The following is a 13,469-nucleotide window of genomic DNA, read 5'->3' as shown; positions in this document are numbered from 1 at the left end:
TCAAGTCATATCAACCCGCCCCCGAACCCGTAGCCCTGACCCCGATTCCTCGATTCGGCGGGTCGCCGGTATTCTGGCGACCATGATTTTCGCCCTGCAGATCACCCTCGTCGTCACCAGCGTTCTGGTGATCCTGTTGGTGCTTCTGCATCGGGCCAAGGGCGGCGGCCTGTCGACTCTGTTCGGTGGCGGCGTGCAGTCCAGCCTGTCGGGATCCACCGTCGTCGAGAAGAACCTCGACCGGCTGACCTACTTCATCACCGCCATCTGGCTGGTGTCGATCGTCGCGGTTGCGCTGCAGATCAAGTACGGCGCCTGACCCGCAGAATCTCCGCCGTCGCCTCGGCGTGACCGTGCTCGGCCCAGCCCAACGGGGTAGCGCCGTGTTCGGCGTCGCGCACGTCGGGATTCGCCCCGCACTCCAGTAGCGTCTCGACCAATTCGACGTCGCCGAACCAGGCGGCGTGGTGCAACATCGTGTGACCGCCGACGTCGGCGTCGAGATCACCGCCCGCCGCGGCCAGTGCGCGCACGCCTGCGGGGGTGCCCGCCGAGGCAATCGGCGGCTCCGAGGGATTCGCCCGCCACGGTGACGGCGAGCTCGCCGGCCTGCCGGTGGTGAAGCCGTACGAGGCGAGCAGGTCCAGACGGTCGGTGAAACCCCGATCCCTCGCCCAGTCGACCTGCCGCTGCACCATCTCGGCGGGACTCTCCAGCGCCTCGCCGAGGCGCCGCTGCCAGGGTCCGCCGTCGCCTCGACCGAGCCCGGCGGGCAACAGGATTCGCAGATGGCCGTCGTCGCGGGCGAACATCCGGTTGTACAGCGTCTGCGCGTCGTTCGGATCGGCACCCCGGTCCAGCAGCAGGCCGGCCAGCTCGTCGCAGGCCGGATGCCGCGGCTGTCGCCCCGGGCCCGCCTCGCCCTCGCCAAAGCACAGCGTCAGCACGGTGAACGGCGTCGGCAGACCGAGCCAGAGGTAGCCCGCGTTGGGGTCCGCGCCGGCGTCGAGGAGCAGCCGCGCCGTCGCCACGGGGTCCCGTTGCGGCACCCGCGCCGCGGCGAGGTGGAACAGCGCCGTCCAGCCGAACGGCCCGCCCTGCTCGTCGGCACCGCCGGCGTGGTCGTCGAGGTGTCGTCGCACCGCGGTCGCGTCACCGAGGGCGGCCGCGGCGGGCAGGCTTCGGACGGGCAGCTCGGGGTGTTCACGCAGCACGTCACCGGCCGCCGACCACCTGGCGGGACCGTCGTCCTGGGAGTAGGTCAGGCAGGCCAGCGACAGGAACCGGGCGAGCGGGTCGTCGTCGACGGTGACCGTCGGGTCGCGGCGGAGTGGCTCGGCGACGCGTAGGTACGACTGCAGACGTGGCCAGCTGCTGAAGCCGACCGCACGGGCGACGACGTGTTGTGCGGCGGTCAGCGCGAACGCCGCCGGGTCGGCGGGCGCCCCGGCGGGGTGATGACGCGCCACGCGGGCGAGGGCCTCGGGGTCGTTCGCGCGTACCGCGCGTTGCAGTCGGCGGGCGTCGCGGCGGAACCGCTCGAGAGAGGGATTGTTGGGCAGGGACGGGGCCATGGCGGCCTCCTTTCGTCGCACCCGAAGTCCGCTGCGTCGGGCCGAAAGGAGGGACGGGCCGAGACGATCGTCATCCCAGGAGGGTTGAACCCATTTCCGCGGACCGGAGGCGCCCTGGACACCGCGGCCGACGCTACCGGATCAACCGCCGCTGGGGAACCGTCGACCTTCGTACACCGTGCCGAGAACGGGAATCTCGTTGAGCCGCTCCGGATTCACGGTGTCGGGGGCGCCGAGGACGTCCAGGTAGAGCTGCCACGGCTCGACGTCCCACATGATGCCGGGCTCGTGGAACGCGGTCACGCCGTTGGCGCGCAGGTAGGCCACCATCTGCCGCAATCCCGCGGCAACGCGATCCGGCACCGGAAATCGCGTTCAGGAATCACCCAGTGCCGCCCCCTACCATCGGCGCGTGCCCAGACTTCTCCGCTCAGGAGCGCTTTCGGCGGTCCTCCTGTGCGTGGGCGCGGGCATGGGAATGCCCACGGCCGCCGCCGAACCCGTTCCCGTCGCCGACGTGATCCAAGCGGCGGACACCGACGACGGCTGGCACCTCAGCGCCGCACTGACCCGGATGACCGTCAACTCCGTGCCCAACATGGCCGCGACGGCGTTCACCAGGGAGGGCTTCGTCACCGGAAAGGCCGCCGCCGACATCGACGGCAACGGCGCCGTCGCCGTCAATTCGGGCACGCTCGTCTTCGGCCTGCAGCTGGGCTGTCAGATCGACCTCAGCGAGGGCGGCAGCGTCGGCGGGGACGCGGACGTCGGAATCAATCCCAACTCCAGTGGCGGCAACGTGCTGAACGACGTCGGCCCCTTCGCCGATCTGGGCGGCAACGTCTCGATCAACCTGCTTCCCGGCACCATCACCAACGTCGGACTGGGGAAGAAGACGCTCAAGGGCCGCACCGGCGAGATCGTCGTCCACGACGCGCACGTCAAGGTCGACGCCTGCGGTGGTGCCGTGGCCATCCGGTTCTTCGCCTCGGTGATGATCGACACCGACAAGTCCGACGACAGCGTCAACGTCTACGGGGACATCCTCTCGTTGTGAGGCCGGTGCGGAGGGTGACCCGGTACGCGGCGGTCGTGTTGTGCGCGGCGGCGATGACCATGGCACCCGCCGGTGCCGCGCACGCCGACTGCTCAGGCGCCGGCGACTTCGGGGCGGGTTCCGGCTGCCCGCCGCCGGGAGACTCGGGCGGTTCGGGCGGCGGGGACGGCTGGCCCCCCACCAGCGTGGACTGGCCGCCCGCACAGAGTTCGAGTTCCGGGGACCCGGACGGCGGTGACGCGCACCCGCCCGCGACGCCGATCGTGCTTCCCTACGGGCAGGCACCGCCGCCGCCCGCGCACTCCGTCACCTCGACGGACCCGGCCCCGACGCCGATCGTTCCGGTCGCCGGAGGCTCGTAGTGCGGCCGGTTCCCGGTACGTCGATACTTGTCGTCATGGCTGATGCCCCAGATACCGCCCTCGCACCCATCGGCTCGGTGCGCCGAACCCAGGTCGGCCGGGAGGCCACCGAACCGATGCGCGAGGACATCCGTCTCCTCGGCGCCATCCTTGGCGACACCGTGCGCGAACAAAACGGCGATCACGTCTTCGATCTGGTGGAGCGAGCCCGCGTCGGGTCGTTCCAGGTGCGGCGGTCCGAGATCGACCGCTCGGACCTGGCCGGCCTCTTCGACGGCATCGACGTGCACGAGGCGATTCCCGTCATCCGGGCCTTCACCCACTTCGCGCTGCTGGCCAACGTCGCCGAGGACATTCACCGGGAACGGCGCCGCGCCGTCCACGTCGAGGCGGGTGAACCACCGCAGAACAGCAGCCTGGCCGCGACCTACCTGAAGCTGGAATCGGCCAAGCTGGACTCCGAGACCGTCGCCGACGCCCTGACCGGCGCGCTGGTCTCGCCGGTGATCACCGCGCACCCCACGGAGACCCGCCGCAGGACGGTGTTCGACACCCAGCACCGCATCACCGAACTGATGCGCTTGCGGATGCACGGCCAGACCCGCACCGACGACGGTCGCAGCATCGACCTCGAGCTGCGCCGCAACATCCTGGTGCTGTGGCAGACCGCGTTGATTCGGTTGTCGCGGTTGAAGATTCAGGACGAGATCGAAACGGGACTGCGGTACTACCCGGCCGCCCTCTTCGAGGTGATCCCTCAGGTCAACGCCGAGGTCCGCACCGCGCTGCAAGCCCGCTGGCCCGACGCCCACGTGCTCGAGCAACCCATCCTGCGGCCCGGGTCGTGGATCGGCGGCGACCGCGACGGCAACCCCAACGTCACCGCCGACGTGGTCCGACTGGCCACCGGCAGCGCCGCGTACACCGCGCTGGCGCACTACTTCGTCGAGCTGACCGCGCTCGAGGAGGAACTGTCGATGTCGGTGCGACTGGTGCACATCGGCGACGAGCTGCGGGACCTGGCCGACACCTGCGGCGAACCGGCCCGCGCCGACGAGCCCTACCGTCGCGCCCTGCGGGTGATCCACGGCCGCTTGACGGCGACGGCGACGGCGATCCTGGACCGCCAACCCGAGTACCAGCTGGACCTGGGCATGGAGCGCTACGACACGCCCGAGCAGTTCCAGGCCGATCTCGACGTGGTCGACGCGTCCCTGCGCGCCAACGGCAGCTCACTGCTCGCCGACGATCGACTCGCCCGGCTACGGGAAGCCGTGCACGTCTTCGGCTTTCACCTCTCGGGTCTGGACCTGCGCCAGAACTCCGACGTCCACGAAGAGGTGATGGCCGAACTCCTCGCCTGGGCCGGCGTGCACGCCGACTACGCGTCGCTGTCGGAGGCGGAGCGGGTGGACGTGCTGACCGCCGAGCTGGCCACCCGCCGACCGCTGGTGAGCCCCGGTGCCGAGCTCTCGGAACTGGCCCGCAAGGAACTCGACATCACCGCCGCGGCGGCCAGGGCGGTCCGGGTGTTCGGCCCGCAGGCGGTGCCCAACTACATCATCTCGATGTGTCAGTCGGTGTCGGACATGCTCGAGGCGGCGGTGTTCCTGAAGGAGGCCGGCCTGTTGGACGCCTCGGGGGACGAGCCGTACAGCCCCGTCGGCGTCGTGCCGCTGTTCGAGACCATCGACGACCTGCAGCGCGGCTCGTCGATCCTGGAAGCGGTGCTGGACATCCCGCTCTACCGGGCGCTGGTGCACGCGCGCGGCGAGCAGCAGGAGGTGATGCTCGGCTACTCCGACTCCAACAAGGACGGCGGCTACCTCGCCGCGAACTGGGCGCTGTACCGCGCCGAACTCGACCTAGTGGAATCGGCCCGCAAGACCGGAATTCGCCTGCGGCTCTTCCACGGTCGCGGCGGCACCGTGGGCCGCGGTGGCGGACCCAGCTACGACGCGATCCTGGCGCAACCCCCTGGCGCAGTGAAGGGCTCGCTGCGCATCACCGAACAGGGTGAGGTGATCGCGGCCAAGTATGCCGAACCGACCATCGCGCACCGCAATCTGGAGACGCTGCTCGCCGCCACGCTGGAGTCGACGCTGCTCGACGTGGAGGGACTGGGGGATCTGGCCGGCGACGCGTACGAGGTGCTCGACGACCTGGCCGCCCGGGCCCAGCGGGCGTACTCCGAATTGGTGCACGAGACACCGGGTTTCGTCGACTACTTCAAGGCGTCGACGCCGGTCAGCGAGATCGGCGCGCTGAACATCGGCAGCCGACCCGCCTCGCGCAAGCCGACGACGGCCATCTCCGACCTCCGTGCGATCCCGTGGGTGCTGGCCTGGAGCCAGTCACGGGTGATGCTGCCTGGCTGGTACGGCACCGGAACCGCCTTCGAGGAGTTCATCGCCGACGGCGAGGAAGACGCGCGGCTGGCCGTGCTGCACGACCTCTACGAGAAGTGGCCGTTCTTCCGTTCGGTGCTGTCCAACATGGCGCAGGTGCTGGCGAAGGCCGACATGGGCCTGGCGGCCCGGTACTCCGAGCTCGTCGACGACGAGGCGTTGCGGCACAGGGTATTCGACAAGATCGTCGCCGAGCACGACCGGACGATCGCGATGCTGCGGCTCATCACCGGCAACGACGACCTGCTGGCCGACAACCCGGCACTGGCCCGCTCGGTGTTCAACCGGTTCCCCTACCTCGAACCGCTGAACCACCTGCAGGTCGAACTGCTGCGCCGGTACCGTTCCGGCGACGAGGACGAACTGGTCCAGCGGGGCATCCTGCTCACCATGAGCGGGTTGGCGACCGCGCTGCGCAACAGCGGCTAAGCCAGTTCTATCGGCGCGCCGTGCGGGGTACGGCGCGCCGCGTCCGCCCACGCCGTGCGGCAGTCCGACAGCGCGCCGTCGGTGGTCAGCTCCCGGGTGACGACGAGCCGTTCGAGGGCGGCCAACCAGTGGTCGTAGTAGGTGCTTCCGTCGTCGGGGTCCCCGGCCGCCCGAGCAGCCCGGATCGCCGCCCCGAGGGCGTCTGCCCATTCGCCTGCCGTCACGACGCCGGCGTCCTGCAGGGCGCGCACCATCGCGAATGCGCGCGCCTGCCACGGTGCCCCGAAGGCCGGTTCGGTCACGGGGCGGCCTCGAGATACGGTTCGAAGGCGTCGACCGACACGGTGGTTCCCGGTTCGGCGTCCTCGCCCCACAGTTCGGTGCCGTCGAATCGAATGGTGTACAGCCACTGCGGATCCTCGCCGGTGCCGTCGACGACGGCGTCGGGGAAGACGTGCGCGCCGTGGAGCCGTTCGACCACGCCGAGGCGTCCGCGCACGTACCGCGGCAGTCGGGTGTGTGAGGGCGGGTGATCGTTGCGGGTGCGCACCCGCTGGCCCACCTCGAAGCGCCGCGGCGCCCGAGGTTCACGGGTGAACGACCCCCGCTGCCGCACCGCAGGCACCCGCTCCGTGGTGAACGTGCCGCGCGGCAGGTCGCGTCCCATGCCGGTCGAGTGCCCGGTCGTCAGCTCGTCCCGGTCGACGAGGCCGTACTCGACGAGCAGCATTTCCAGTCGCCGCAACCACCGCTCGTAGTACGAGCTGGACAGGTACACCACCGGCGTGAGGCGCTCGATCCCGTACCGACCCACGTCGATGTTCCAGACGCCGGCGGCGCCCATCGCCATGCTCGCCGCGAACGCCCGGCCCTCCCACCGCTGATGAAATCGGGGTTCGTCGGCTTCGGTGACCACGGGACCGAAGCCGTCCATGCCGCCAAGGTCGTGGATGCCGTCCATCAGCTCGGCCCGCCGGGAGGCGTCGGCACCCCGACGCCGATCATGCTGTCCCTGTCGACCAGGGCGGCGAGCTGAGCCTCGTCGAAGTCCTCGGTGCCCGCGGGCCGCATGGGGACCACCAGGTAGCGCGTCTCGGCCGTCGAATCCCACACGCGCACGGCGACGTCCGGGCCCACGTGCAGACCGAACTCCGCGAGCACGGCTCTGGGCTGCTTGACGGTCCGCGACCGGTAGGCAAAGGACTTGTACCAGGTCGGCGGCAAGCCGAGGACGTCCCACGGATAGCAGGAGCACAGCGTGCACACCACCACGTTGTGGACCTCGGGCGTGTTCTCCACCGCGATCAGGAGTTCGCCGACGTGACCGTCGTCGGCGAACTCGGCGACGGCCGTGGTCGCGTCGGCCAGCAGTGCCTCCCGGTACTGCGCGTCGACCCATGCGCGTGCGACGGCGCGGGCCCCGATGTGCGGGCCGATCCGGGTCTCGTGGGCCTCGACGATCGCGTCCAGCGCCTCGGAGGTGACGTAGTTCTTCTGCGTCAGCACGGTTTCCAGTGCGCGCACGCGCAGATCCAGGTCGGACAGGGACGACCCCGTCGGTTCGTCGTGCATGGCCACCAGCCGACGATACCCAGGATCATCGCGCGCGGTAGTCGACCCGACAAAGGTCAGCCGACCGGGCGACGCCACCGATCTGCGCGCGCACCGGACGGGGATACCGGTCCCACCCCGGCGTCATCTCGTAGCGGCCGAGCAGGCGGATCGTCGCCATGGTCATCGCGGCCAGCGAGAACGGCTGCGCCGGGCACGAGTGTCTGCCGTGCCCGAAGGCGGTCACCAGCATCGGCGACGCCAACGCGCTCACCTCGGCCAGCCGGTACCGGTGCCACCGGTCCGGATCCCAGCTCTGCATCCCGGGAGCGGCCGAGGTGTTGAGCAGTGGAAGCAGGGTGGCGATCGTCCACCCGGTCGGTACGTCGACGACACCGGCACCGGTGTCGAAGGCGACCGGCTTCAGCACGGTGCGCGCCATGATCGAACGTTGCGCCAGCCGGGTGCTCTCCAGCGCGCAGCGCTGGGCGAGGTCGGCGTCACCGGCGGCGACGAGACGCGCCAGGTCGGGGTGTTCGACGAGGTCGACCAGTGCCCAGCCCAACGCGGCCATCAGGTTCGACATCGAGGCGACGTGAATCAGCGCGACGTCCATCGCAATGCCGCGGTGGCGGACGTGCGTCGGCTCCGCCGCCCACGCCGCGACGATCCGGCCGAACAGCCCGTCGTCCCGGGAGTCACCCGAGTCCACCTGTCGCGCAACATCTCCCACGACGTCGGCGATCTCGTCGAGCGCGGCTCGCTCGACGCGCTTGCCCGAGGCGGCCACCGCCGCCATCGCGTCGGGGTGCACGAAGGCCTCCGACCCGTCGAGGGCGTCGAACGCGCGCACCAACCGCTCGAAGGTCTCACCGTCGGCGCAGCCCGGCCCCGCCCACGACGCCAAGCCCATCCGGTGACCGAGCCGCCGCGTCAGGGCGAACAGCTCGACGGAGCCCCGCTCGCCCAGTTCGGCCTCCGTCACGTCGAGGGAGTGGTTCAAATGGGCCAGATACGACGAGACGTCGTCGCGCCGGAACAACGAGTCCGGCAGCAGTCGCCGGCCCACGAACACCTCGTCGGGCAGCTTGCGCCGCAACATCAGGTAGTCGGCGACACCCTTGCTGGCCGACTCCTCGGGCAGCGCGTAGAACGACTCGACGCCGGTCGGGGAGAACGTGAACAGGTAGTCGGCGCCGCCACCCGGAGTTTGATGTCCACTGCGCACCACGAACGAATCCCCGTACGTCGCGCGGGCCTCGGCCACCGCGGCCACCGCGTCGTTGACCGGCACGTCCCATGGCAGGCCGACGCCGTCGGCCACCGCGAGGACCTCGAGTGGTCCTGGCACGTCGCCCTCTACAGGCCGGTGCTCTTGCGCACCGCGGTGAGCGCACCACGCACGGCATGCTCGGTTGCCGCCAACGGCGCCACGACCGACTCGCCGACACTGACGATCCGTTCCACCCGGCCGACGATGGCCTCGAGACGGTCGACCACGCCGAAGAGTCGCGGTGCCAGCTCGTCGATCCGGGTGATGGTGGCGTTGAACCGCTCGAGCGTGACGTCCAAACTGCTCGTCGACGAATCGAGGTCGGCGAGCGTCTGTCCCAGGTCGGCGAGGATCGCCTCCACCTGCTCGACGGTGGCGTCGGCGTTCAACGCGGCATGGGTCAGCGTCCTGATCCGTTGCCGCGCCGGTGCTTGCCGTCGCCGGCCGTCGCCCTTGTCTGCCATGGCAGTCAGTATGCGGGTTGCTACAGGTTCGCCGCGGCAGCTTGGTCCAGCAGCCACACCGTGGCGTCGCGACCGACCGCGCCCGCTGCGGGCACGTCCTCCGCCGACGCGCCGCCGATCGCGGCGGCCACGGCCTCGGCCTTCTCCGACCCGGATACGACCAGCCACACCTCGCGTGATCGGACCACGGCGGGCAGCGTCAGGGTGATCCGCACCGGCGGAGGCTTGGGGGAGTCGGTGACGCCGACGACCATGCGCTCGGTCTCGCCGGTGGCCGCAGAATGCGGAAACAGCGAGTTGACGTGCCCTTCGCCGCCCATGCCGAGCAGGTGCACGTCGAACGCCGGTGTCGGCGAGCCGTCGGGGGCGTTGGCGGCCAGCACCTGCTCGTAGGCGAGCGCGGCGGCGTCGACGTCGTCGCCGAATTCACCGTCGCTGGCCGGCATCGCGTGCACGTTGGCCGCCGGGATCGCGACGTGGTCGAGCAGCGCCTCGCGCGCCTGCTTGTCGTTGCGCTCGTCGTCGTCGGCGGGCACGTAGCGCTCGTCGCCCCAGAACAGATGCACGCGTCCCCAGTCGATCGCGTCGTCGTGGTCGGCGAGGTGCTTGAGCAGCTTTACGCCGGTGCCGCCGCCGGTCACCACCACGTAGGCGACGCCGCGCTTGGCGATGGCCGCGACGATCGCGAGGACCAGCCGGTCACCCGCGGCGGCGACGAGGGAGTCGGCGTCGGCGTAGGTTTCGATCACGATCTCAGACATATTGCACCTCGGCGATTCCCTTCAGCGCGGCCAGGTAGATCTCGTCGGCGTCCAGTCGTCGCATGTCCTCGGCAAGGCATTCGCGAGTCTCCCTGCGCGCCAACGGAAGTTTGGCTTCTGGCTTGGCGGTGCGGGCCAGGGTGGCGGTGACGCCCGCCTGGGGTCGGCTGAGGGTGATCGTCTCGCTGGCGCGGACCAACTCGACCTTGAGCTCGCCGACCGCGCGTGTCACCGGACCGTCGATTCGGCTGGCCAACCAGCCCGCCAGGATGTCGAGTGCCGGTTCCTCCTTGCGGCCCGAGACCAACGCCGACTGGATGTCTTCGTGCGGGCCCTGGTCGAGCGCCGAGGTCAGCATCGCCCGCCAGTAGGTGATCCGACTCCACGCCAAATCGGTGTCGCCCGGGGTGTAGCCCTCGAGCCTGCTCTTGATGCACGCCAACGGGTCGACGCCGTAGGTGGCGTCGGTGATCCGCCGAATCGCCAACTGCCCCAAGGGGTCCTGGGCCGGCACGCGCGGGGCGACGTCGGGCCACCATGCCACCACCGGGGTGTCCGGCAGCAAGAACGGCGTCACGACACTGCTGGCCTGTGCCGCCAGTGGGCCGTGCAGCTTGAGCACGACGACCTCACCCGCGCCCGCATCGTGACCGACACGGATCTGGGCGTCGAGCTTGGCGTCGGCGGCGTCGCGGTCGACGGGCAGCACCACGATGACGCGGCAGGGATGCTCGCGGCTGGCCGCGTTGGCCGCCTCGATGGACTCCTCGAGAACGGTCTCGCTGTCGGGGGCGATGACGAGGGTCAGCACCCGGGCCATCGTGAACGCGCCGCCTTCTTCCCGCAGCCCGTCCAGCTTCTTGTTGACCGCCGTCGTGGTGGTGGACTCCAGGTCGACGATCATTAGGGCCTCCGCCATTCTCGACCGGTTCGCGCCAACATCTCCGTGGCCGATTCCGGACCCCAACCGCCCGACTCGTACGGGTCCGGCTTGCCGCCGTCGGCGTCCGACGCCGCCCAGTGCTCCAACGCGGGATCGAGTATCTCCCAGGACAATTCGACCTCCTGGTTGACCGGGAACAGCGACGGCTCACCGAGCAGGACGTCGAGGATCAGTCGTTCGTAGGCCTCGGGGGAGTCCTCGGCGAACGCGGACCCGTAGGAGAAGTCCATGTTCACGTCACGGACCTCCATGGAGTGCCCCGGCACCTTGGATCCGAAGCGCAATGTGATGCCCTCGTCGGGCTGCACGCGGATCACCAACGCGTTCTTGCCGAGCTCGTCGGTCATCGTGGCGTCGAACGGAAGGTGCGGAGCCCGCTTGAACACCAGGGCGATCTCGGTCACCCTGCGGCCCAACCGCTTTCCCGTACGCAGATAGAACGGAACCCCCGCCCACCGCCGGGTGTCGACCTCGAGGGCGATGGCGGCATAGGTCTCGGTGGTCGACGTCGGAGAGAAGCCCTCCTCCTCCAGCAGCCCGACCACCTTCTCGCCACCCTGCCAACCCGCGGTGTACTGGCCGCGAGAGGTGTTCTCGCTCACCGGTTCTGCCAGCCGAGTCGCCGAAAGCACCTTGATCTTCTCGGACTGCAACTCCGCCGGACTGAAGCTGACCGGCTCCTCCATGGCGGTCAGCGCCAGGAGTTGGGTGAGGTGGTTCTGGATGACGTCACGGGCGGCGCCGACGCCGTCGTAGTAGCCGCCACGCCCACCAAGGCCGATGTCCTCGGCCATGGTGATCTGCACGTGGTCGACGTAGTGCGCGTTCCAGATCGGGTCGAACAGCTGGTTGGCGAAGCGCAGCGCCAGGATGTTCTGCACCGTCTCCTTGCCAAGGTAGTGGTCGATGCGGAACACCGACGACTCGGGAAAGACGCTGTTGACCACCTTGTTGAGCGAGCGGGCGCTCTCCAGGTCGTGACCGAACGGCTTCTCGATGACGACTCGGCTCCACCGGTCGTCCTCGGGCCGCGCCAGCCCCGACGTGGACAGCTGCTCGCACACCGTGGGGAAGGCGTTCGGTGGGATCGACAGGTAGAAGGCGTGATTGCCGCCGGTGCCGCGCTCGGCGTCGAGCTTGTCCAGCGTCTCCTTCAATCGTGCAAACGAGTCGGCGTCGTCGAACGTGCCCTGGACGAAGCGGATTCCCTCGTTGAGTCGGTCCCAGACCTCCTGCCGGAACGGCGTCCTGGCATGCGCCTGCACCGCCTTCAACACGATGTCGCCGAAGTCCTCGTCCTGCCAGTCGCGACGCGCGAAGCCGACCAACGCGAACGTCGGCGGCAGCAGGCCGCGGTTGGCCAGGTCGTAGATCGCCGGCATCAACTTCTTGGTGGCCAGGTCTCCCGTGACGCCGAAGATGACCACCGCACATGGTCCCGCGATGCGAGGCAAGCGCTTGTCGAGCTTGTCGCGCAGCGGGTTCTGCCACTCGTCGCCCACCGAAGTGCTACTCAAGGCTCAGGACTTCTTCTGGTCCAACTGACCCTGGGTCGCCTCGATCAGCTCGCCCCACGACTTCTCGAACTTGTCGACGCCCTCGTTCTCCAACGTCAGGAACACGTCGGTGAGGTCGACGCCGACGTTCACGAGCCGGTCGAACAGCATCTGGGCCGCGCCGGAGGTGCCACTGATCGTGTCGCCCTTGATCTCACCGTGGTCGGCGACCGCGTCCATCGTCTTCTCGGGCATGGTGTTGACCGTGTTCTTGGCGACCAACTCGGTGACGTACAGAGTGTCGGAGTAGTCCGGGTTCTTCACACCGGTGGAGGCCCACAGCGGCCGCTGCACGCGGGCGCCGTCGGCGGCCAGTGCCTCAAACCGTTCGCCACCGACGAACACCTGCTGGTAGGCGGCGTAGGCGAGGCGCGCGTTGGCCACGCCGGCCTGTCCGCGCAGCTCCATGGCCTCGTCGGACCCGATCGCCTCGAGGCGCGAGTCGATCTCGGAGTCCACGCGGGAGACGAAGAACGACGCCACCGAGTGGATCTTCGAGAGGTCGTGTCCGGCCTCCTTGGCCTTCTCCAGACCCTCCAGGTAGGCATCCATGACCAGCCGGTGCCGCTCGACCGAGAAGATCAACGTGACGTTGACGGAAATGCCCTCGGCGATGACCGCGGTGATCGCGGGCAGACCCTGCTCGGTGGCCGGGATCTTGATCAGCAGGTTCGGCCGGTCGACGATCTTCCACAGCTCGATCGCCTGCAGGATCGTCTTGTCGGCGTCGCGCGCCATCCGCGGGTCGACCTCGATGGACACCCGACCGTCGACGCCGTCGCTGGCCTCGTAGGTCTTGGCCAGCAGATCACACGCGTTGCGGACGTCGTCGGTGGTCACCGTGCGGATGGTGGCCTCGACGTCGGCGCCGCGCTCGGCCAGCTCGGCGATCTGCGCGTCGTAGGCGTCGCCCTTGGACAGCGCGGCCTGGAAGATCGACGGGTTGGTGGTGACGCCGACGACGCTCTTCGTGTCGATGAGGGTCTGCAGGTTTCCGGTCTGCAGCCGCTCCCGCGAGAGGTCGTCGAGCCATACGGAGACGCCTTCGGCGCTGAGCGCCGCCAGGTTCGGGTTCTGAGTCATCAATGCTC

The 13,469-nt window shown here is 69.5% G+C and carries 15 protein-coding genes; 4 read left to right on the top strand and 11 right to left on the bottom strand.

The annotated features are described in order from the left end of the window. Positions 1–82: 82 nt before the first annotated feature. Positions 83–319 carry a preprotein translocase subunit SecG gene (gene secG, locus B1790_RS09225; RefSeq protein ID WP_079922907.1) on the top strand — a complete coding sequence of 79 codons (237 nt, stop codon included), beginning with the start codon at positions 83–85 and terminating at the stop codon, positions 317–319. Here the strand turns inward: secG and B1790_RS09220 are convergent. Together B1790_RS09220 and B1790_RS09215 are read right to left on the bottom strand one after the other, a co-directional pair. Next, on the bottom strand, positions 303–1,574 hold the full coding sequence (locus tag B1790_RS09220) for an ankyrin repeat domain-containing protein (RefSeq protein WP_079922926.1): 1,272 nt from the start codon (positions 1,572–1,574) through the stop codon (positions 303–305). The genes secG and B1790_RS09220 overlap by 17 nt on opposite strands. 141 nt (positions 1,575–1,715) lie before the next feature. Beyond that, positions 1,716–1,937, bottom strand: a complete 222-nt coding sequence (locus B1790_RS09215) for a hypothetical protein (protein WP_142271179.1) — start codon at positions 1,935–1,937, stop codon at positions 1,716–1,718. A gap of 109 nt (positions 1,938–2,046) precedes the next feature. On the opposite strand from B1790_RS09215, the gene B1790_RS09210 reads away from it, so the two are divergent. The 3 genes from B1790_RS09210 to ppc are packed head-to-tail and all read left to right on the top strand — an operon-like array spanning position 2,047 to position 5,830. Beyond that, positions 2,047–2,631, top strand: a complete 585-nt coding sequence (locus tag B1790_RS09210) for an MspA family porin (RefSeq protein WP_079922905.1) — start codon at positions 2,047–2,049, stop codon at positions 2,629–2,631. A gap of 14 nt (positions 2,632–2,645) precedes the next feature. Beyond that, a complete protein-coding gene (locus tag B1790_RS09205; protein WP_142271177.1) occupies positions 2,646–2,993 on the top strand; it encodes a hypothetical protein in 348 nt (115 codons plus the stop codon). A 35-nt stretch (positions 2,994–3,028) separates the two neighbouring features. Continuing rightward, entirely contained in the window at positions 3,029–5,830 is a 2,802-nt protein-coding gene (gene ppc / locus B1790_RS09200; protein ID WP_079922903.1) for a phosphoenolpyruvate carboxylase, read from the top strand. Here ppc and B1790_RS09195 read toward each other — a convergent pair. Genes B1790_RS09195 through tal form a run of 9 tightly spaced genes read right to left on the bottom strand, consistent with a single transcriptional unit; the run spans position 5,827 to position 13,464 of the window. After that, positions 5,827–6,132: a nitrile hydratase accessory protein gene (locus B1790_RS09195; protein WP_198951955.1), complete on the bottom strand. Its 306-nt coding sequence runs from the start codon at positions 6,130–6,132 to the stop codon at positions 5,827–5,829. The genes ppc and B1790_RS09195 overlap by 4 nt on opposite strands. After that, on the bottom strand, positions 6,129–6,791 hold the full coding sequence (gene nthB, locus B1790_RS09190; protein WP_079922902.1) for a nitrile hydratase subunit beta: 663 nt from the start codon (positions 6,789–6,791) through the stop codon (positions 6,129–6,131). Before nthB ends, B1790_RS09195 begins: the two co-directional genes overlap by 4 nt. Next, positions 6,791–7,402, bottom strand: coding sequence for a nitrile hydratase subunit alpha (gene nthA / locus B1790_RS09185; protein WP_079922924.1), 612 nt, complete (start codon positions 7,400–7,402; stop codon positions 6,791–6,793). Before nthA ends, nthB begins: the two co-directional genes overlap by 1 nt. Positions 7,403–7,427: 25 nt before the next feature. Then, the gene (locus B1790_RS09180) at positions 7,428–8,732 is read right to left on the bottom strand and encodes a cytochrome P450 (protein WP_079922901.1); all 1,305 of its coding nucleotides are present in this window, start codon (positions 8,730–8,732) and stop codon (positions 7,428–7,430) included. 8 nt (positions 8,733–8,740) lie between these two features. Further along, positions 8,741–9,118 carry an ATPase gene (locus tag B1790_RS09175; protein ID WP_079922900.1) on the bottom strand — a complete coding sequence of 126 codons (378 nt, stop codon included), beginning with the start codon at positions 9,116–9,118 and terminating at the stop codon, positions 8,741–8,743. A gap of 20 nt (positions 9,119–9,138) precedes the next feature. Then, a complete protein-coding gene (pgl, locus tag B1790_RS09170) occupies positions 9,139–9,879 on the bottom strand; it encodes a 6-phosphogluconolactonase (RefSeq protein WP_079922899.1) in 741 nt (246 codons plus the stop codon). Then, positions 9,872–10,783 (bottom strand): glucose-6-phosphate dehydrogenase assembly protein OpcA, encoded by a 912-nt coding sequence (gene opcA, locus B1790_RS09165; protein WP_079922898.1) that lies wholly within the window; start codon positions 10,781–10,783, stop codon positions 9,872–9,874. Before opcA ends, pgl begins: the two co-directional genes overlap by 8 nt. Continuing rightward, entirely contained in the window at positions 10,783–12,339 is a 1,557-nt protein-coding gene (gene zwf / locus B1790_RS09160; protein WP_079922897.1) for a glucose-6-phosphate dehydrogenase, read from the bottom strand. The genes opcA and zwf overlap by 1 nt, the downstream gene beginning before the upstream one ends. Before the next feature lie 3 nt (positions 12,340–12,342). Continuing rightward, positions 12,343–13,464 carry a transaldolase gene (gene tal / locus B1790_RS09155; protein WP_198951954.1) on the bottom strand — a complete coding sequence of 374 codons (1,122 nt, stop codon included), beginning with the start codon at positions 13,462–13,464 and terminating at the stop codon, positions 12,343–12,345. Positions 13,465–13,469 lie beyond the last annotated feature (5 nt).

This window comes from Mycobacterium sp. AT1, assembly GCF_002043095.1.
Classification (GTDB): domain Bacteria; phylum Actinomycetota; class Actinomycetes; order Mycobacteriales; family Mycobacteriaceae; genus Mycobacterium.
This window is presented reverse-complemented; position numbering and strand designations above follow the sequence as displayed.